Source organism: Chitinophaga caseinilytica (genome assembly GCF_038396765.1).
GTDB lineage: Bacteria > Bacteroidota > Bacteroidia > Chitinophagales > Chitinophagaceae > Chitinophaga > Chitinophaga caseinilytica.
Window position 1 is genome coordinate 3,159,671 of the sequence record NZ_CP150096.1, and the last position, 21,817, is coordinate 3,181,487.

Here is a 21,817-nt window from a genome sequence, read left to right on the forward strand (position 1 = left end):
ATGCAATTCAAATATATTTTCCTTACACTGGCAGCGGCCGCATTATCGATGACGGGCTGCAACAAGTTCCTCGACGTTAAGCCCAAAGGGATCGTGATCCCCGATAAGGTGAACGATTTCCAGCTGATGCTGAATTCCCGGAACATGAACTTCAGCTATCCCACCGTGCTGCTGGAAATTTCAGATGATTATTACGAAGAGTTCGACGATCTCAGCACCGCACCTTCCGCCAATGCTTACTTCTGGCGCGAAGGGCTCGACCAGAACGAACAGTCGGAGCCCATTGCCTGGGGGCCGCTGTACAACACGATCTACCATGCCAATGTGATCATCAATAACGTGCTGAAGGTGAAAGACGGCACCGAAGCCCAGCGGAAATCCGTGGAGGCCGAGGCGCTGGTGATCCGTTCGGATTGCTATTTCACGCTGCTGACAATATTCGCCAAAGCGTACAATCCCGCTACGGCTGCGAAAGATCCGGGACTGCCGCTGATCACGAGCACGGACGTGACCGATAAAACGCCGCAGCGCGCATCGGTACAGGTTACGCTGGACAGCATGCTCAATGCGCTGCATCGCGCCATTCCCTCCCTTCCGCTGACCAATCTCAACAAGCACCGGCCCACCAAATACGCCGCTTACGGCCTGCTGGCAAGGATCTACCTGTACATGCGCAACTTCCCCGAAGCGGGTAAATACGCTGACCTGGCACTTTCCATGCAGCATACCCTGATCGATTATAACGATTATGTGGACGTATGGGATTTCCCGTCTATGGATGCCAATCCGGAAGTGCTGTGGCAGCGCGGTTCGCTGGATTATATGCTGCCGGCCGGCGGAAGGTTGCAGAAAAGCCTGGCAGACCTTTACCCGGATTCCGACCGCCGCAAAACCCTTTTGACGTATGAGTGGCCCGCGGGCTCGGGTTTTTATACCTATAACGCAGAGCCAGGATGGTTCAATTTCGGCAGCACCTTCCCGGAAATGTACCTGACGAAAGCGGAAGCGCTGGCGCGGAACGATCAGCCTGCCGCCGCCATGGACGTCATCAACGAATTGCGCCGCTACCGCATAGACACGGATGCATACGCGCCCCTTACCGCCGCCAATAAAACCGATGCCCTGCAGAAAGTACTGCTGGAGCGAAGGAAAGAGCTCGCCTTCCGCGGACAACGCTGGATGGATATGAAGCGCCTCGACCAGGAGGGGCTCATGCCGAAGGTAGACAGGGTGCTCCGCAGCACCGGCGCCGTACAGGCCACCCTCGCGCCCGGCGACAAAAAATACGTTTTCCAGATACCCGCGCGGGTACAGCAATTCAACCCTGATATCATTTTAAATGACCGCTAATATGCCAGTAAATATGAGAAAACTCATGCTTTGTTTCGCGTCGGGCATCGTTCTGCATGCCGCCGCGTACGCCCAGAAGGGCACCGCCGCCCTTGCGGGCCAGCTCAAAAAGGACGATATCACCACACCGTTGCATATCCGTAATATGGATGGTGCCGACCTTACCATTCCCGTAGAGGCCGATGGTACATTCAGCGGGAAGATCAATATTCCCGCAAAAGGTTTCTATGATGTGTCCGGCGTCGGGAATATATACCTCGAGCCTGGATATGCGCTCAACATCGTTTATGCGCCAGACAGTACCTACCGTTTTACCGGCAAAGGCGCGGTGGAAAACAATGCGTTCGTATCCGCCAGCAAAAAACTCGGCAATTACCTCGCCCTGGGCGAAGAAACCCTGCTGGCGCAGGAAGCGCTGTACATCCCCATGCCGGAATTCCTCGCTAAACTGGACGCGTTCCTGGACGGGGGAAAGAAAGAGTTCGCCAAATCATCGAACGCTTCGTTCCGGGAGATCGCAGAAAAAGACCTGGCGTTTTATGCCAAATATGTGATGCACATGTACGCCATTTACTATGGCACCGACCTCGTGAAACAGGCGGAATTCTACAAATTCATGCAATCCGGCGACAGGGCCGATTCCAATTATCAAAGGAAATTCCGCGCACTGGACTCGGCCCAGCGCGTAAAACGGCTGACCAAAGAAGAAAAGGCGAAGCTGACGGACCTGTACGATGTGCAGTGGGATAAAAACGATGCGCAGCTTTTCAAACAGTCGTACTGGTACCGCTACATGTTATCGTCGCACCTGTCGGCGCTGCAGTGGGGGAAATACCGCGATCTGTGGATGGCGGAGGGAACGGGCCGCGACCGGCGCAGCCTCATCGATCTGACGATCGTGCAGCATGAAGTGAAAGACCCCTTCATCCTGTCGAACCTCCGGCACCGGCATGTCACCAACGCCCTGAAAATGCTCGGCGACAAGGCGCTCCGCGATAGCTTGTACCAAAATTACATGGCTACCGTAAAACGCGCGGATTACCGGAAGGCGGTCGAGGAAATCTATGCCAATGCCAACACTTTCGGCGATAATAAGCAGGCGCCCGACTTCACGTACGAAGACATCAACGGCAAAAACGTTTCCCTGCGCGATTTACGCGGGAAGTATGTGTATATCGATGTGTGGGCCACCTGGTGCGGGCCCTGCAAAGCGGAAATTCCGCATCTCGAAAAAGTGGAAAAAGCTTTCCATGGAAAGGATATCACGTTCGTGAGCCTGTCGGTAGACAAGCAATCGGATAAGGGAAAATGGGTGGAATTCGTGAAGAACGGAACGCTGAACAGCATCCAGGTGCTGGCCGATAAGGATTTCGGTTCCGATTTCGTAAAGAAATTCAATATCAACGCCATTCCCCGCTTCATCCTCATTTCGCCGGACGGCAAAATCGTGAGCGCCAACGCGCTGCGGCCTTCCGACCCGAAGCTGACGGAAATGCTGGAAAAGTTACTGTCGAAAGGATAAGCATCATCCCGTGAATGTTAAAGGCCGGTCTTGTGACCGGCTTTTTTTGATCACCCGGGCCGCATCTTCGTATCACCACGATTTACGGCGTGAATCCGGGGCTGTGAGGGGCTTGGGTGTATCGTAATACTAGGGTGTTGCCCGCTCGGAAACTTTCTGAAAAAGAAAGGAAAATTGTCGCGCCGGTGCTTATATTGTGCAGGTGGATGGGGGCCAACCGTGACAGTGAACAATTATTTTATCCGAGACTATGGTGCATTTGTTAAGACGGATACAGGAGGAAGACGACCAGGCGGCGTTCAGGGAATTGTACCTGTCCCTTGCACCGCAACTCCTCAAATTCGCCTACCTGTATATCAAAAGCAAGTTCATTGCGGAAGAGGTAGTGAACGATGTTTTCCTGCGCCTCTGGCACAGGCGGCAGCACCTCGATGAGATTTCCGATCTGAAGGTATACCTGTATGTAGGCATCCGGAACGGGATTTCCAATTACTTCACCCGGAACAAGGAATGGGAACATGTAGACATCGACACCGTATCGGACGTAGCCCTGGAGCTCGCCATCGATCCGGAACAGCAGATGATTTCCTCCGAATTGCGGACCCGGATCGAAACCGCGGTGGCAGGCCTGCCGCCCCGGTGCCGCGTTATTTTCAAACTGATCCGGGAAGACGGGCTGAAGTACCGGGAAGTAGCGGAAATCCTCAATCTTTCCGTGAAAACGATCGAAAACCAGGTTACCATCGCCATCCGGAAAATCGGCGATGAAATATATTTGCGCACGGGCGAAGGCCGGCCGGCGGAGCGTTCTTCCAATATTTAAACGCTTTTTTGGGGGTAAAGGCAAAAAAATGTGTCTAAACGACAGCAGAACTTAATTTTGAAATGACAGCAGAGCAACAGCGGATCGATATATTATTGGCAAGGCATATGGCAGGCGAGATCACGCCGGCCGAGCGGGAGGAGCTGCAGCAATTGCTGAAGGGCCACGCCGACACGGCTTTTGTGATGGAAGTGCTGAACGCTGTGCAGACCGTAACGACAGGCCGCGATCCGGAACTGGCCGATCCGGATGTTTGGGCGGAAAGAAGCTGGTCTTCGCTGGAAGCCGCCATGAACGCACCGGCAGCGCCGGCAGCCCCGCAGGAAGCCGCGCCCGTTGCGAAAGTCCGCCGTATGCGGCCGTGGTATTACGCCGCTGCCGCGGTCATCGCCGTTGCGGTGGCCCTTCCGTTCCTGTTCAGGGATAAAGCAGCTATTTCACATGCCGCGCAGCGTAACATCGTTATAGCGAAAGGGGAGCGCACCAGCCTCAGCCTGCCCGATGGCACCAAAGTATGGGTCAACGGCGGCAGCAAACTGTCGTATGGCGAAGCGTTCGGCAGCAGCAACCGGGAAGTCTGCCTGGAAGGGGAAGCCTGCTTCGAGGTGGCGCCCGATGAAAAACGACCTTTTGTGGTCCGCACGGGAAACATGGACGTCCGCGTGCTGGGGACCCGCTTCAACATAAAAGCCTACCCGGAAGACGGGCAGGTGCAAGCCGTGTTGCTGAACGGCAAAGTGAAATTAACGCTCCGCAATACCGCCGGCGGCCAGGAAAAAGACATGCTGCTCGCACCGGGCCAGAAAGTGACGCTCGGCACCGTGGCCGGGGAAGGGGTGGCCGACCGGGAATTGCAGCTTCCGCTGGAAGTTGGGGCCGTGAACCCGGCCGATTGCGACGAAATCGCCTGGATAAACGACCGGCTCGTGTTCCGGGACGTTCCGTTCCGCGCGCTCGCCCGGGACATGGAACGCTGGTATGACGTGAAAATTCACCTGGAAGACGCTGCGCTGGGAAAAGAACTCTTCAGCGGCGTGTTCGACAAGCAGGATATCAACGAAGCATTAAAGGCGCTGCAGATCGCAACTCCTTTCACCTATACCCGGAATGGGGCGGATGTGTATATCCGCAGGTAGTTCAGTAGTATCAACCAATGGAATCGTATGAGCGCGCGTGTATGGCTATGCATGCTGGTTGTTGTTGTGGTAAGTCTCACTGCCCGGGGGCAGGAGCGTTATTCCTTTTCTTTCCGGAATGTGGGGATGGACAGGATATTGACCGAAATCGGCACGGAAACCGGGTACAAATTCCTGTACAATTCCCGTAACATCCCTTCCAATCCCCTCAATTTTACTGTCCACAAAACAACGTTGCCGCGCATCCTGTCGCGGTTGCTGGGCGACAGCCTTCAATTCAATATCCTCGACAACAAACTGATCGTGATATCGGCCATCGGTGCGCCGGCCAGCCGTACGATCACCGGTGTGCTCACCAATGGGCGGGATCAGCCGGTATCGGGCGCTACCATTCATATCGAAGACGAAACGGCCGGCACGGTCTCCGATTCCAGCGGGTATTTTGCCCTGGAGATCAAACGGGAATCGGTGCTGAGGGTCAGCCATATCGGGTACTACGAGAAAAATGTGAATACTGCGGGCTTGTCCCACATCAAGCTGGAACTGGCTGAAAAGCACAAAGACCTGGAAGAAATAACGGTTACCGCGTTGGAAATTCCCAAAGAAACCCGGTCGATCGGGTACGCCACCCAATCGTTCAAAGTAGCCGGCACGGATATCGTCAAATCGCGGGAGCCGAATGCGTTTACGTCGCTGTACGGAAAAGTGGCGGGCCTGGGCGTGCAGAATTCCCGCTATCTCTTCAACAACCCGTCCCTGTATCTCCGTGGTCAGCGGCCGCTGGTGGTGGTGGACGGGATACCCGTTGATACCGATTCCTGGGATATCAATATGGACGACGTGGAATCGATCACCGTGCTGAAAGGGCCTGCTGCCGGCGCCTTGTACGGCCAGCAGGGCGCGAACGGCGCCGTGCAGATCAAGACCCGGCGGGGCGCTACCAACAAAAGGCCCGTTGAAGTGTCGTTCAGTTCCACTACAGAATGGCAGGTGAGCCCGGTGGCCTTTCCGCATTCGCAGGGCAGCTACGGGCCGGGGGATTATTTCAAGTATGCCTACAAAGACGGCAAAGGCGGCGGTATCAACGATTTCGATTACAACATCTGGGGCCCGCGCATGGAAGGGCAGCTCATCACGCAGTGGGACAGCCCTCTCGATGCCAATGGCAACCTGGTGCCGTTGCCCTGGCTGCCGCGGAACAAAAACAACCTCCGCGATTTTCTGGACAACGGGATGCTGACCATCAGCAATCTGGCCCTGTCCACCAAAAGCGACCAGGGAGATTTCAGGATTTCGATGACCCGGCATTTCCAGCGCGGCATCGTGCCCAATTCGAAACTGGGCATTACGACCGTGAACATGTCGCTCGGGCAAAATATCGGCAAGCGCCTGCGGGCAGACGTGATGGTCAATTACAACCGGCAGAACACGCCCAATTACCCCAGCATTTATTACGGTCCGGAAAGCCCGGTGTATGAACTGCTGATCTGGAACGGCGCCAATTTCGACATCAACGACCCGCGGCTGCGCAACTACTGGAAGCCGGGGCAGGAGGGCGTACAGCAGCAATGGCTGGAATATGTGCGCTACAATAACCCCTGGTTCAATGCGTATGAAAATACCAAAGCGTTCAGCAAAGACGTGTTCACGGGGTTCGTTTCGCTGGGATATAAAATTTCCCCCGCTTTCAACCTGCAATTGAAATCCGATTTCAATATCCACTACACCGGCCAGGAATGGCATTTCCCGGTATCGGGGAATTTTTACGGGCTGGATTTTTATAAAGTGGGCGCTTACATGGAAGCCAGTTCCCGGTTCAGCCAGCAGAATGCTTCGTTCATGCTGAATTTCCAGCGAAAGATCGAAAACAACTGGTCGGTAAAGTTGTCCGCCGGCGGCAACCTCCAAACCATCCGGCGGAAAAACTACTCCGCCCATACTTCCGGCGGGCTCACCGTTCCGGGCGTTTATAATCTTCAGAATTCCGCCATGCCCGTCAGCAATGCGGAGAACTACCGCAGCCTCATGCAGGTGGCCAGTTTTTACGGATATGCGGACGTGGCCTACAAAAACCTGTTGTACCTCGATGTGTCCGGCCGGTTCGACCGCAATTCCAATATGCCGCTGCATAACAACCTCTATTTCTATCCCCAGGCCAGCATCAGCGCCATCATTTCCGACATGGTGAAGCTCCCCCGCGCCATATCTTTCCTGAAATGGACCGGCTCCCTGGCCAGGGTGGGAGAAGGGCTGAGCCCCTATTCCCTGGCGCAGACCTACGAGTGGGCCACGGCCTGGCTCGGCAACCAGGGCGTTACCTACGCGCCCGACAATGTGTTGTACAACCCCAATATCAAACCGGAATTCCATACCACCATGGAAACCGGGCTGGACGTCCGCTTCTTCAACCAGCGCGCCGGCCTGAAGGCACAGGTGTACCGCACGGTAGACGGGCCGCAGATATTCAATTTGTCCATCTCCGCCGCTTCGGGCTGGGGGTATCAGAAAATGAACGGATTGGAGTTGGAGCGCAGGGGCGTTGAACTCATCGCAGATGCAATACCCGTGCAGCGCAAACATTTTACCTGGGCCATGGCGGGCAACGTCAGCCGCAATATCCGGTATCTCAAAAAAGTCTACGATTCCCTGGACCATCATATCCGCGTGAACGTGGGCGAGCGGTTCGATCAGCTGTACGTCAACCCCTTCGAGCGGAATCCGCACACGGGCGCCATCCTGTTCCATCCCAACGGAACGCCCGTCATCAACCGGCAACGGTTCGTGCGGTTCGGGAATACCGATCCCGACTGGCTGGTGGGGATGCAGCAACAGTTCAAGTATAAAAGCTTTCAGCTGACGCTGGATTTTGACGGCAGCTTCGGCGGCAAATTCTCCAATTACCTGAACCTGAAAATGTGGCAGGCCGGTTCCCATCCGGATTCGGATAATTATTTCCGGTACCAGGACTGGCTGCATTATAAAGACCCGGGTTATCGCGGAACGCGCGTAGGTGTGGGCGATGTGGTGACCGGCGGAACGGTGACCTACGATGCCGATGGAAAGATATTGACAGACACCCGGACCTTCGCCCCCAACACGACGCCGGTGCTGGAGCAAGACTGGGCCACTACCTACGAAACGGCCGACGAGCGGCGATACCAGTCCAAAACCTATTTCAAGATGCGCGGCGTTACGCTCACCTATACGCTGCCTGCGGCGATGCTTCGGAAGATAAAGGGGCTGCATGGCGGAAGCGTGTCGCTGGTAGGGCGCAACATCATGTATTTATCGAAACAGAAACAGATCGATCTCGACCGCTGGTCGTACACCTCCGGCAGCGATCTGGAAGAACCATCGATGAGAAGTATCGGCTTTAACGTACACCTTAATTTCTAAGCATGAAGAAATTACTGCTGCCTTCAATTGTTTTGCTGTTGCTGTGGGTGGCTTGCATGAAGCCCGAGGAGTTGCAAAAGAACCCGAATAAAGCCAACGTGGCAACGCCGGGCAGTGTGCTGACCGGAGTGGAGGAAGATATGTTCACCAGCCAGTGGGGTTACGCGCAACGGAGCAGCCAGTATCATTGCGTGGTGAATTCCTACTACGGATCGCAGAGTTACGACTTCGGCGCCGCTTCACACCAATATTACCAGCTCCGCAACGTGATGCAGATGGAGAAAGAAGCACGGCGAACGGGCGGGCCCAACGAACGTGCTTACCTGGCGCTCGGGTTGTTCCTGCGTGCGTGGTTCTATATCCAGATGACGGTCCAGGTAGGCGATATTCCCATGAGCCAGGCCATGATGGCGGAACAGGGGATCATTGCGCCGGTATATGATGCACAGCGGGATGTGTACCTGCAATGCCTCGAGCTGCTGCGCCGTGCCAACGATTCGCTGGGCGCGCTGAACCGCGAAGGCGGCAAAACCGTTGCGGGCGATGTGTTCTATAAGGGCGATCTCGACCGGTGGCAACGCATGGTCAATGCTTTCCGGTTGCGGGTGTTGATCGGGCTCAGTAAAAAAACGGGGGATGCGGGACTGAAGGTCCCGGAAACATTTGCCTTCATCGTGTCCCACCCCGACCAATGTCCGCTGCCGCGCAGCAATGCAGATAACCTCGTGGTTACTTATAGCGACGCCAGTGTCGAAAATTACAATCCATCCTATTCGGCAACTCCTGGTGCCAGTTCCCGCAACAGTCCGCTGGCAGCCACTTTCGTGTCGTTAATGGTGAAGCTGGAAGACCCGCGGCTCATGGTGATCGCGTTGCCTTCCGCATTGGCGGATTCCATTACCGAATCGGCCAGCGATTTCCGATCGTATCGCGGAGCGGCAACGGGAACGCTGCAAAAACCCATGAGCGATTCTGCCGCGGCGGGTTATTATTCCCATCCGGACCCTGCGTTCTGGTTTGCGTCGAAAACCGGCCGGCCTACCATCCTGTTCGGTTACCCGGAACTGCAATTTACCATCGCCGAAGCGGCCAGTCGCGGCTGGATCAGCGGAAGCGCCGCTCCATATTACGAAGCAGGGATCCGCGCGTCTATGGAGTCGTACGGCCTGTCGGGAGCAGCGGTGAACGATTACCTGGCGCAGGAAACGGTTCGGTATGCAGACAATGAACAGCAGGGGCTGGAACAAATCCTTACCCAGAAATATATCGACTTTTTCCAGATGGGTGGATGGGAGCCTTTTTATAACCAGCGAAGGACGGGCGTGCCCGTTTTCGGTATCGGCCCTTCCAACCAGAACGGCGGAAAAATACCCCTCCGCTGGTTTTATCCGCCTTTCGAATATATCGACAACGGCCGCAATCTCCAGGCGGCCCTCAACCGCCAGTATGGCGGGATCGATCAGCTCAATGGCCAGATGTGGCTGATCAGGTAACCTAACGGAATTTTTTTTTCAGTCTTTTGGGGGGATATGGAAATTGCTGTGTCTTTAATGGTAGACCACTTGAATTTCTGTTAAGCTGAACCAAAATTTGTATGTAAGAAAGCCAATCTTTTTTTCATCGTCGTTAGATAACTGAATACGCGCGTTGGTGCGTACATCGCTTTTGCCATGCCCGTTACGAACGGGCCGGCGAAACCGGATGGGGAAGCTATGTCTTATCCCGCCGCATTCTGAACAAACATATTATTCCATACTGATGATATCATTGTTACACTTTCACCGGTTACGCAACATGTTCCTTTTGCTGACAGCCTGCTGCAGCGCGGGGAACGTGGTGGCGCAATCCGCGCCGGCAGATACCGCCGCCGGCCGTTCGAACTGGAAGAAGCCGGTATTCTTCCCTGCATCCGCAGACAGTCTGCCTCTCCGGTCCGCCAGGGAGCTACCTTACACGTATACCGGGCAGTTGCTGGACGGGCGGGTGCCTGGCGTGTCGGTACTGCGCGCTTCCGGCGAGCCCGGCATCGCTCCGCTGCCGCTGATCAGGGGCTTTCCATGCCGGCGGGGCATGTGGCAGACCAGTTCGCCAATCGACCGCTATACGTCGTGAACGGGATGCCGCTGGTGCGGAACGATCATCCTTATGCGCTGACATTAAAAGAACATCCTTTTACCGACATCGGCAGCGGCATCGATGTCACGGAAATGATAGACCTGGAAAACGTGCAGGAAATGCATGTATTGCGGGGCCCTGAAGCCGTAGCCATGTACGGTACCCGTGCCGCGGCCGGCGCCATCGTGATCACCACCCGCGATCCCGAACTGGGCCGTTACCATCTTGGCCTCAACGTCTACGCCGGCGTAGCGGTAAAGCCCCAGGTGAAAACCATCAACGGTTACTACCAGCGCGATTTTCTGCTGCCGTTTTACCGGCAATACGCCCAGCCCGCCCAATGGGCCAACTTTCCGGCCTACCTGGCGGATTCTACGCAGCAGGTATATTTCGGGCCGGCGGATTGGGATGACCTCTATTACAAGAACGCCCTGCAACACGGCGCCAGCCTCAATATCACGGGCGGAACGCGGCGGGCCAACTTCCGCTTCGGCGTCGGGGAACACACCGAAAACGGTGTGGCAGATAATACGGCGCTGCGGAAATACAACGTGTTTTACGACATGAACATCATCCCGGTTGAAGGGCTGACCATCAATACCTACGTTCAGATGTTCACCGCCCGCCGCGACCGCAACCGTTCGCTGGTGGAAAGACTGGGCGAAATGGAATACATCACCAACCAGCAGGCGCCGCTGCCGCCCAACAAAGCCTATCTCGGCCGTTACTATGAATTGCTGGAAACAGGGAAGGAGAACAACTTCGCGAATTCCGTGCAGGCGATGGTGGATGTTGGCGTGAAACTGGCCAGGGGATTGGATGTACGGTCGCAGTTCAGTATCGACTATAACGACAACGACCGCGATATGTTCGTGCCCGGCGCACTGAACGACTACAATAGCTACAACGCTTACTTTACTGGCGTGAACCGCCGCATCCGGCTGAATAATTTTCTCACGTACGAACGTGCGGCCGGAAGGTTGCACGCCTTCAAAGCGCAATTGGGGCAAACGTATGAAGAAGACCAGCTGAAGTATGATTACATCCGGGGCTGGCGGGGGCCGTCGGACTTCATCAAGATCATCCAGGTGGATACATACAACAATCTCCCGATCACGCATGATAAATCGCTCGTTTACACTTTCAAGGATTTCCTGAAACAACGCACGCTGTCGTTCTACGGCAATGTGGCGTACGATTACGGCGATAAATTCCACGCGTTGCTTTCGCTGCGCAGCGATGGCTCGTCGCTCTTCGGGAATGGTTACTGGTGGGCGATTTCGCCGGTGGCGTCGCTGAGCTGGGATGTGAAGAAAGCCACTTCGCAAGACCGGGCGCTGGGCGCCGTTCAGTTACAACTGAATGCGGGCCGCACGGCGATCATGCCTTCTTCCGATTACTACGGCTACGGCCCTTATTTTACGGTAGATGCCGGATGGGCGGGCGCGCTCAATATTTCCACCTACAATTCCATGCCTTCGCTGAATATGCCGTTCAGGAACGGTTACACTGCCGGCGGGATCCGTTGGCCGTATAACGATCACCTCGACCTCGGCGTGCATCTCGGCCTTTTCCGTCAATGGACGGCTTCCATCAACCTCTACACCCGCACCGGCCGCGAACTGATGGCCCAGGTGCCGGTAGATGCTGCCTATGGTTTCAGCGGTCAGAACGTGAATGGGATGGAAGTGAACAACAAAGGCGCGGAACTGGGGCTGGAAGGGAAGGTCCTCAGCGGCCGCGGGCTCCGGTGGACAACCCGTCTCAACATGCAGTATAACCGGAACAAAGTGCTGCGCCTGCCGGGCAATGTACAATCCATGGAATATGGCGTCCGCCACCTGGAGGCCGGTAAGCCGATGGACCAGTTCTGGCTGTTGCAGAACCAGGGGATTTACGCCACAGACGCCGATGTGCCTGGCGCATCCGGCGGCAAGGCGCTCACCTACAACGGTATCCCGCTCCGTGGCGGCGATCCGCGCTGGGAAGACGTTAACGGGGATGGCACCATCACCAACGCCGACCGTGTCATGAAAGGCCGCATCATTGCGCCGCTGCGCGGAGGATGGAGCAACACGATGGTGTACGGCCGCTGGTCGGCCGATGTGCTGTTCACCTTCGCTACCGGTAATCACTTGCTCAACGGCGACGCTGCCAACCGGCTGGACTTCGCCAACCGCGAAGGCGCCAATAGCCTCGACGGGGTGAAGGAGCTGACCTTCTGGCAATCGGCTTCCAATCTGGATAAATATCCCCGGTACAACCCCTGGAGCCTCGTGAACCCTTATCAGGCGGAGCAGGACCTTTTCCTTGAAAAAGCCTTCTGGCTGAAGCTGCAGGCGTTTACGCTGCGGCACGATCTGGCAGGTTACGGATTCATGAAACGTTCGGGATTGCGCAAGCTGCAAGTGTACGCCACGGCGATGAACCTGTTCACGCTGACGCCGTATAAAGGCGGAGACCCTTCACTGGCAGGGCTTACCGGTATCCATTACGGTGTGCCGCAGCCCTTGCCGCGCACTTTCACCATCGGCATCAACGCAGACCTTTAAAAGCTACTTCTACATGAATATGCAACGTTCATACATCTTTTTTCCTCTTGTCGGGTATGATGCTGGCGGCCTCCTGCCGGACGAAGCTGGATGTGCAGCCTTCGCACCTCGTGCCTGAACAGAAAATGTGGACCACTAAAAACGATGCACGTTCCGCCGTGTTTTCCGCCTACGCGCTGCTGCGTTCCGCCCTGGCCGACAAGAACGCCTGGCTGGTGTACGGGGAACTGCGGGCCGGGGATTTTACCAGCGTTTCGCGGGGCGACCTCAGCGCCGTAACGGCCAACCAGTTGACCGCATCTTTTCCCGCGCTGGAAAACTGGAGCAATTGGCGACCTTTCTACGCGGTGATCTACCAGGCCAATCTCTGTCTCGAAAAACTGGAGACCGTTCATAAAAACGACTTCCGGTATACCGAAGAGGAAATGAAGGTAGACCTGGCGCATGTGCGGTTCCTCCGGTCGCTGGCGTATTTCTACCTCGTACGTATCTGGGGCGATGTGCCCCTGGTGACGCGCGCCGTGAGCGGCGAATTCGTACCGCTGGAACGCGCGCCCCAGGCCCGTGTGCTCGATATGGCCGCAGCGGATGCACAGGCGGCGGCACAAGCCCTGCCCTGGAAATACGATCAGCAAAGCCCGGAGCTGCGGTCGCAGTACTGGGGCCAGCCCAGCGCCTTCTGGCAGGGCGTCATCGCCGGGAAAGGATCGGCGTACATGCTGCTGGCGCACATCGCGGCGTGGCGCGGAGATTATCTTTCGACGGATAAATTCGCCCGGCTGGTGATCGACAACCGTTCGAAAGGCGGTTACGCCCTGGTGAATACGACTACGCTGACCGGGAATGGGGGTGTGTTTACCGGTCAGGCGGAAGACATCGTTTTCGCCATGCCGTTCAACAAAAATTACCAGGAATCTTCCGCCTCGGGGCATATCGAAGAATGGGTGCTGGCGGAGCCGTTTATCTCCAAAGCCCAGCCCGATATCTTTATCAGCAACGATTCCATCCTCCGGATTTTCGACGAACCGAACGACGAGCGCTTTAAAGTGACCGACGGTGGCGCCGGTGTCGGGAATTATTTTACCGGCTTCGGTAATCCCGTTCCGCTTTTTTCCAAAATCCGGTTGCTGAGCGTAACGGGCGCCAATCCGCTGCGCAGCTATCAATCCGCCATCGTGGTGTTCAGGTATGAAGAACTGCTGCTCCTCAGGGCAGAAGCACTGCTGTACCTCGGCAAAACCGGGGAGTCCGCACAGGTGCTCAACAGCGTCCGCGGACAGCGGGGCATCGGGGAGTATAAAGGCCCGCTTGCAGGGCTGGCCAACGCCATTCTGCAGGAACGGCGGCGCGAGCTGCTGGGAGAGGGCTGGCGCTGGTTCGATCTGGTACGGTTCGAAAAACTGGAACAATATTCCCGTTTCTCCCCGGCAGATCTGGCCAATGGCGCGCAATTCTGGCCGATTTCCAAATCGCAGCTCAGCTCCGCTTCTCCCATCCAACAAAACAAATACTGGCAACAATAACCATTCGCTTCATGAAACGCATTCAAACAATATTATTGCTGTGCCTGTTCTGCGGGGCCGTCTGGAGTTGCAGGAAAGACGATACCTACCGCCATTCCCGCCCCGTGGAAGCATTCGGCGGCACTACCTACGACTACCTGAAATCCCAGCCGGAGAATTTCAGGGACGTGTTGTTCGTACTGGAAAAATGCGGGCTGGCAAACCTGCTCAAAACGGACTCGGTAACGCTCTTCGCCCCCACAGATCAAAGTCTCCACGCCGCCATGGAGAGTTACAATGTTTACCGTAAAACCCTCGGCCTCGCGCCCGCTGGTATGGATGACGTGGATTCGTCGTCGTGGCGGGCCGTCATGGGCAATTACCTGTTCCGCGGGGCCTACAAAATGGTCGATTTCACCGGTCAGGACGGTACGCAATTGCTGTCGCTCTCCCTCCGCCATTTCAATATGCGGCATACCACCCGCGCTGCCGCCGGTGCCCCCGGCCTGGGCGCCGAAGTGATCAGCATGGCGTACCTGAACGGGTCGCGCTTCACCAAATACTGGCTCGCTTCTTTTGCCGGCACCACCAACATCGTTACGAAAAACGGTACGGTGCACATCCTGGAGCCCAGGCACGTGCTGGGTTTCAACACCTTCGTCTTTAAAGCGCGGGAAAAGCAGAACCTCTGGTCGGAAATGAAAGTGTTCGCCGATGGCGCGCGCACCCAGCCCAACGGCACCATCAACCTCTGGAACTTCTACGTGAAACGCCTCAAAGCGATTGATGGGCAAACGGTGGAAACCGAAGCACTGACCAACGGCCCCACCGGCGATCAGATGCAGATCACCGTTAATCCGGACTTCTCGGCGGTTGTGAAAGCGGCGCCTTCCGCAGCGAACCAAACGGTAGAAGACATGGGTTCCCGCTTCGACCCCGATAACCTGGCTTTCAACCTCAAGTTCAGGTTCATGGATGCGCAGGGGCAGGAGCATAAGGTCGAGGAAATTTTACGTTACACCGCTATCAGGGAGCAATAAACGATCAACATGAAAAAATTACAGCAAATGAAATGGAACAGCTGCCTGGCAATACCGGTCGTGATGGTGCTGGCCATCGCCTGCAAGAAGTTGCCTGAAAAGAAGGATTACCTCAGCCAGGATGCCAGCTTCAACATGAAATCGGTATACGAGCCCATTCTCGGCCGCACCGCGCTGGAGCTGACGCAGTTCAGCGCCGATGGTTCCACATACCCGCTCATTTTCTCGATAGAGAACGCCCGCACCAAAAACGGCGGCCACACCAATGTACCCGAGCTTTTTCAAAAAGTGAAAGTGCAGGAATGGAAACGCGACTACACCGGCCTCGAAACCTCGCTGGCCGAAATCGAAGCCAAGCGCGTGTGGGTGGAAGCGCCTTTCCTGGAAGTACGCAGCGGCTCCGGCGATATCATCTTCCGCAATGCGCCGTCGACCCTCATCCGCAGCTACCCCGATTCCGGGTACCTTTTCGATATCAAGGTCCGCAACAAAGGCAATGAAAGGATTATCAAAGACTTCTGGCTGCGGCCCATCAAGGAAGTACCGTACGAACCGTATGAATTCGATGTGTATACCCGCGAACGCAAAACGGAATCCCGCCCGCGGCCTTCCGGCGGCGGCGCCAACATCGTGCCCTACACCATTCACCCAACGGGTGTGAGCAAGATGTATTTCACGAAAGACAGTCTTTTCACCGATACCCTCATCTCCGTATACTTCACCAAAGAAAATGCCACCGGCCATTCGCTGACGTTCAAGTTCGTGGACCCGCGCTTCAACCCGATCGACCCGGCGAAGTTCAGCAATACGCAGTGGGATAAGATCCTGCACGGCTTCAATCGCCGGCAAACCGCCATGGGCGTTACCTATGACGTGGCATATCCCATCCCGCTGACCCAGCTCAACACCACCTGGGCCAACAGCGGGAAAGCGAACGTGAAATTCGGTTATAGCCGGAAAGGATTCGGAGGGGAAAGGCTGGATGCGAGCTTCGGATTGAATTTCGCCATTTATGAACCGGGCGACTGGACCATCACTTTCTACTTCCGCCGCGATCCCATTTTTAACGACGATTAATTCCCTTGAATATGAAATTATTTTTTAATCGCTTTTCGCTGATCGTGCTGTTCCTGTTTTGCTACAGCGCAACGAATGCACAACTCATCACCGTGAAGGGAAGGGTAGTGGCGGACGAAGGCGGCCCGCTGCCGGGCGTTTCCGTGCTGCTGCATCAGCAGGGCGCCGCGCCCAAGCCCATGGCCGCCACAGACCAGAACGGCAATTTCACCGTTTCCGTTCCCGGCAACGCCCGGCTGGAGCTGCGTTTTATTTCCTACGAAACGCTGGTGGTGCCGGTGAACAACCGCACTTCGCTCAGCATCGTCATGAAGCCGTCTTCCACCTCGCTGAAGGAATCGGTGATCGTAGGGTATCAGAAAAAGACCCGCGAAACGGTGACGGGCGCTGTTACGCGCATCACCGGGAAAGAGCTGCAGGACGTTCCGGTGTCTAACGTGGAACAACTGCTGCAGGGCCGTGTTGCGGGCTTAAACATCCAGCAGAATACCGGGGCGCCCGGATTCAGGGGCGCTTCCTCCATCCGTGGCCTGTCCCAGATGATGGTCAACGGCTCGGGAGATAACGCCTACCTCACGCCACAGTCGCCGTTGTACGTGATCGATGGCGTGCCGGTAGATGCCAACGCCGGTTTCGAATACGGCTTCCAGTCGCAGGGCCCGGGCACCAGCCCGCTGTCGCTCATCCCGCCGGAAGATATCCAGTCCATCGACGTGATGAAAGACGCGGAAGCCACCGCGCTCTACGGCTCCCGCGGCGCCAACGGCGTAATCGTTATCACCACCCGCCGGGGCCAGTCGGCCGTACCGATCGTTCGCTATGCGGGCAACATGTTCATCAATTTCACCCCCCAGCTCCGCAGCACCATCGGCGGAAAGGACGAGCGGGCATACCGGGTGAGAATGATCCAGGACGGCAAAAACCTGAGCGAGATCTATCGCATCAGCCAGACCCAGTTCCTGTCAGACAGCCTCAACGCGTTTTTCAACAACTCCACCAACTGGCAGGATATCTATTATCAAACCACCTACAACCATACACATAACGTGTCTGTTTCCGGCGGCGACCAGCGGCTGAACTACAAAACCAACCTGAACTATTATACCGAAGAAGGCGTAGTGCGCAACACGGGCTTCGACCGGTATTCCCTCAACCAGAACGTGAACTTCAACCCCACGCCCCGCCTCCAGCTGTCGGGCTACCTGTCTGCCGGCCTCGGTAAAAAGCTCAAAGGCAGCGGGAACGGTCTTACCGATGTGGGCGCAGGCAGCAATGTAAGCTCATCACTGCTTCCCGGCCCGTCTTACTTCAACAACGTAGGGCATTTCACCAATTCCATCTACCGGGTGAACGATACGCGTACCTATGATATCCGGACGTACCTGAATATCATGTATGAGCTCATGCCGCACCTGCAACTGTCTACCAACACCAGCTACAACTATACCTCCGACCAGGAAGATACCTTCATCCCCGCGCTTGCCAATAACGACAAACCGGCGGTGTATGGTTTCAGCGGCAGGAAAAGCAACCTCTACAACCGGAGCAGCATCAACTACAACAACACCTGGAAGGAAAAGCACAGCGTATATGCCTCCGTGTTTTCCGAAGCCACGATCGTGAATGTACAGAACAAGGTGATCAATCAGTCTAACGGCCCGAACGATAACTACCATGGCCCCTACGGCTTCAGTTCCTACTTTTCTTCCGTGAGCGGAACGCCGGATGCCGGCGGCTTCAGCGAAGTGCACAGCGTGGGCTTTGCGGCCAACCTGAGCTACGACTACAACAAGAAATACGTGGTCAACTTCAACTACCGGGCAGATGGCAACTCGTTTGCAGGGGAGAACGAACGCTGGGCGCATAGCCCCTCTGTTGGCCTGCGCTGGAACTTCAACAAGGAAAAACTGCTGGAGAATGCCGAATGGCTCGATTTCGGCGACCTCCGTTTTAGCTATGGCGTGAACCTCCGTCCCACAACCAATATTTACGCCTCGATGGGCTGGTACGACGTGAAAGGCAACTACAACGGCGTTACCCGTATTTCGCCGCACCTCGGCCAGATGCCCAACCCGTTCCTGTTGCCGGAAGAAGTGGAACAATTCAACTACGGGTTCGACATGAGCATTTTCAAGGGGCGCATCGGGCTTACGTTCGACGCTTATACCAAAACGGTGTACAACATGCTGTATTCCCGTAAACTACCGACGGGCACAGGGTTTGAGCAAACCTTCACGAACGACGCATCGATCTATAACTACGGTTACGAAGCGATGCTGACCGTAAGGCCTTTCAAATCCGACAGCAAGATCAACTGGACGATCAGCCTGAACGGGGCCGTGAACCGCGATGTGGTGCTTTCGCTGCCCGGCGGCGCGGCGCAGTTGCTTTCTGACGACAAGACCATCATCAACCGCGTAGGTTACAGCGCTACTTCCAATTACCTCCACATCTACGAAGGCGTGTACCGCACGAACGCAGACGTGCCCGTAGATCCCATCACCGGCCTGCCCATGCGCAACGAAGGGAAGGATTTTTACAAGGCCGGCGATGCCCGGTTCCGGGACGTGGACGGCAACTATGTGCTCAATGATGCGGACCTCCAGGTGGCAGGTACCCCCATCGCCCGGATCACCGGCGGTTTCTCATCTTACCTCACCTACAAGAACTGGAGCATCAACCTCAACGGCACCATCCTTTTCCGCCGCGACCTGCTGAACAAGGCCCTGGCCGAGCGTATGACCAAATTAAGGGACCCCTTCGACGACGCTACGTTCGTAGACCTGCGGGACCTCGATTACTGGAAAGGGAACGGCGACGTGGCCAAATATCCCAATCCGTTCGATTACTACTCCACTTCCGATTCTTACCGTATTTACCAGACGCTGTTCCAGGAAGACGGGAGCTTCATCAAACTCAACGCGGTAACGATCGGCTATTCCGTAGACCGGACGTGGCTGCGCAGGTTCGGGATGAACGCCTTCCGGATGTACACCACCGTGTCTAACCCGCTGATGTTTACCGGCTACAGCGGGCCGAACCCTGAAGCGGTGACCGACCTTGGGCGCGACCGGCTGGATACGTACCCGGTGGCAAGGTCCCTTTCGTTCGGTTTGAATATTGAGTTCTAAAAAAATTGGCATGAAGCGACTAACCTGTATATTTCTCATCACTGTGCTGGCGCTCGGCGCCGGATCCTGCAAAAAGTTCCTGACGGTGGCGCCGCCAGATCGTATGAGCGACGCCTCTTTCTGGAAAACGAAAAGCGATGTCGAATCCGCCATCGCCAACGCTTACGGCTTTCTTTTCGATATCCTCACCAACGGCCCGTACGTGCCGGGGAACGGCGATTTCCGCGCTGGTGAGATCGACGCCCCGCCCAGCTTTGACGTATTCGCCGCCATCGCGCAGCAAGACCTGACCAACAAGAACCGGCTGTCGAGATACAACATGAACAGCCTGGCAGACTGGTACCCTTTCTACCAGTCGATCGCCGCCTGTAACATCAGCCTCGACCGCATTCCGGCCGTAGCGGCCTTGTCTGAAACCGACAAGAAGCAGTACATGGCCGAATTGCGCTTCCTCCGGGCGTTCACCTATTTCTATATCTCCCGCATTTACGGTGATGTGCCGTTGTACACCGAAGCGTACGACCGGCGGTCGCTGCCCCGTACGCCGATGGTGGAAGTATTGCAGTTCTGCCTGAAGGAGCTCAACGAGATCCGGGAAGACCTGCCCTGGCAATACGACGATCCCACCAAATGGGGCGTTCGCGCGGCCCGTGGCGCGGTGTTTTCGCTGATCGCGAATGTAGACATGTGGGCCGCGGGTTTCGATAAAGACAACCAGCGCGCTTACTGGAAAGAAGCCGCCGAAGCCATCCAGGCCCTGAAGGCGTCGGGGCGCTTTGAGCTGCTGCCGCTGGAAGAGTGGCGGCGGATATTCAAAGGCCGCACCCGCGAAAGTCTGTTCGAGTTCTCCGTGAACACCAACTACGGCACCACCACCCGGTATGTAAGCATCGGCCAATGGACGCTGCATTCCCCACTGGTGGTGGGTTATGCGTCCAGCGACGTGTATTATTCCTCCGACTATATCAAGAAAATATTCCCGGTAGACAAATCCGACAAGCGCCGCGATCTCTGGTTCTATTTACCCTATGCCAATAACAATCAGTCGATGTTCATGAAGTACAGCAACGTGGTGAACATGATCACTTCCGCTTCCTGGCTGCTGGACGATGACCTCATTATGTTCCGTTACGGCGGCGAGCTGCTGACCGGTGCGGAAGCGCTGGCCAACCTCGGGCAGGATGGGCCGGCAAGGGAAATGCTGAACCTCGTCCGCGCCCGTGCCGGTACCGAGCCTTTTACCGGCTCCGGCCAGGACCTGAAGAATTTCATTTTCCTGGAACGGCAGCGCGAGCTGATCGGCGAAGGCGTAAGGTGGTACGATCTGGTTCGGACGGGCAGGATCACGGATCCCGAGCAGGTGAAAAGCTACCTCACGCAAGACCAGTTCAACCGGGGCGGCTGGATGTGGCCCATCGATGAAAAGGCCCGCAATTTCAATCCCAACATCACTTTAAATTCATACTGGACACGATGAGAAAGCTAATATGGATGATGGCGCTCGGGGCCGTAATAGGAACTGCATCCTGTAAAAAGGATTACTATGTCGACTCCGGCCTCCAGCGCGGCGTGTACGACGGCGATACCTACGAATGGCTGGCAACGAACCCCTTTTACTTCGATACCCTCGTTACGGTCATCAAGCTGGCCGGACTGGAAAATGTTATCCGGGATTCGTCGGTCACCTTTTTTGCGCCTACAGACCTGGCGATCAAGCGGGCGATGAACGATGTGCATAGCTGGCGGTACGCGGCGTTCAAGGATTCGCTGCGGCTCGACGAAGTGCCGGCCGAAGTGTGGCGGAAATACCTGTCGCGCTACATATTCCGGGATAAGTACAAGCTCAAGGATATTTCCCGGCTGGCGCCCGACCTGCCCGATCTGTACCCCGGCATGAATATGGAATCCTGGCAGGGTTATATCATGAACATCGGCGTCATTTTCAGCGATTACAACGGTACGAAAGACGTGGGGCCGAGGAAGGTGGTGATCAGCGATATCCGGAGCCTGGAAAGGCCTTCCTACTTCGTGTCGTACGCCGCCACGTCGGACATGCAGACGCGCAATGCGATCGTGCACGTCCTCAACAGCGAACATTACTTCGGTTTCGACGGCAATAACTTCATCAATACGATCAAGGAATATATTCAATAAACATACTGATCACGGCCAC

The 21,817-nt window shown here is 56.0% G+C and carries 14 protein-coding genes; all 14 read left to right on the plus strand.

Going from position 1 to position 21,817, the window contains the following annotated elements:
* Entirely contained in the window at positions 1 to 1,350 is a 1,350-nt protein-coding gene (locus WJU22_RS13080; protein WP_341843679.1) for a RagB/SusD family nutrient uptake outer membrane protein, read from the plus strand.
* 13 nt (positions 1,351 to 1,363) lie between these two features.
* Positions 1,364 to 2,872, plus strand: coding sequence for a TlpA disulfide reductase family protein (locus tag WJU22_RS13085; protein WP_341843680.1), 1,509 nt, complete (start codon positions 1,364 to 1,366; stop codon positions 2,870 to 2,872).
* Between the two features lie 250 nt (positions 2,873 to 3,122).
* The gene (locus WJU22_RS13090) at positions 3,123 to 3,695 is read left to right on the plus strand and encodes an RNA polymerase sigma-70 factor (RefSeq protein WP_341843681.1); all 573 of its coding nucleotides are present in this window, start codon (positions 3,123 to 3,125) and stop codon (positions 3,693 to 3,695) included.
* Between the two features lie 62 nt (positions 3,696 to 3,757).
* Positions 3,758 to 4,831: a FecR family protein gene (locus tag WJU22_RS13095; protein ID WP_341843682.1), complete on the plus strand. Its 1,074-nt coding sequence runs from the start codon at positions 3,758 to 3,760 to the stop codon at positions 4,829 to 4,831.
* Between the two features lie 27 nt (positions 4,832 to 4,858).
* Positions 4,859 to 8,227, plus strand: coding sequence for a SusC/RagA family TonB-linked outer membrane protein (locus tag WJU22_RS13100; RefSeq protein WP_341843683.1), 3,369 nt, complete (start codon positions 4,859 to 4,861; stop codon positions 8,225 to 8,227).
* A gap of 2 nt (positions 8,228 to 8,229) precedes the next feature.
* Positions 8,230 to 9,720: a SusD/RagB family nutrient-binding outer membrane lipoprotein gene (locus tag WJU22_RS13105; RefSeq protein WP_341843684.1), complete on the plus strand. Its 1,491-nt coding sequence runs from the start codon at positions 8,230 to 8,232 to the stop codon at positions 9,718 to 9,720.
* 265 nt (positions 9,721 to 9,985) lie between these two features.
* Complete coding sequence (locus WJU22_RS13110) at positions 9,986 to 10,339, plus strand: hypothetical protein (protein ID WP_341843685.1); 354 nt, start codon at positions 9,986 to 9,988, stop codon at positions 10,337 to 10,339.
* A complete protein-coding gene (locus WJU22_RS13115) occupies positions 10,300 to 12,894 on the plus strand; it encodes a hypothetical protein (RefSeq protein WP_341843686.1) in 2,595 nt (864 codons plus the stop codon). Before WJU22_RS13110 ends, WJU22_RS13115 begins: the two co-directional genes overlap by 40 nt.
* A gap of 56 nt (positions 12,895 to 12,950) precedes the next feature.
* Positions 12,951 to 14,417 (plus strand): RagB/SusD family nutrient uptake outer membrane protein, encoded by a 1,467-nt coding sequence (locus tag WJU22_RS13120; RefSeq protein WP_341843775.1) that lies wholly within the window; start codon positions 12,951 to 12,953, stop codon positions 14,415 to 14,417.
* Between the two features lie 11 nt (positions 14,418 to 14,428).
* Positions 14,429 to 15,436 (plus strand): hypothetical protein, encoded by a 1,008-nt coding sequence (locus tag WJU22_RS13125; protein WP_341843687.1) that lies wholly within the window; start codon positions 14,429 to 14,431, stop codon positions 15,434 to 15,436.
* A gap of 9 nt (positions 15,437 to 15,445) precedes the next feature.
* On the plus strand, positions 15,446 to 16,513 hold the full coding sequence (locus tag WJU22_RS13130; RefSeq protein ID WP_341843688.1) for a DUF5007 domain-containing protein: 1,068 nt from the start codon (positions 15,446 to 15,448) through the stop codon (positions 16,511 to 16,513).
* A gap of 11 nt (positions 16,514 to 16,524) precedes the next feature.
* A complete protein-coding gene (locus tag WJU22_RS13135; RefSeq protein WP_341843689.1) occupies positions 16,525 to 19,644 on the plus strand; it encodes a SusC/RagA family TonB-linked outer membrane protein in 3,120 nt (1,039 codons plus the stop codon).
* A gap of 10 nt (positions 19,645 to 19,654) precedes the next feature.
* Complete coding sequence (locus tag WJU22_RS13140) at positions 19,655 to 21,121, plus strand: RagB/SusD family nutrient uptake outer membrane protein (protein ID WP_341843690.1); 1,467 nt, start codon at positions 19,655 to 19,657, stop codon at positions 21,119 to 21,121.
* Complete coding sequence (locus WJU22_RS13145) at positions 21,118 to 21,798, plus strand: fasciclin domain-containing protein (RefSeq protein WP_341843691.1); 681 nt, start codon at positions 21,118 to 21,120, stop codon at positions 21,796 to 21,798. Before WJU22_RS13140 ends, WJU22_RS13145 begins: the two co-directional genes overlap by 4 nt.
* Positions 21,799 to 21,817: the final 19 nt, after the last annotated feature.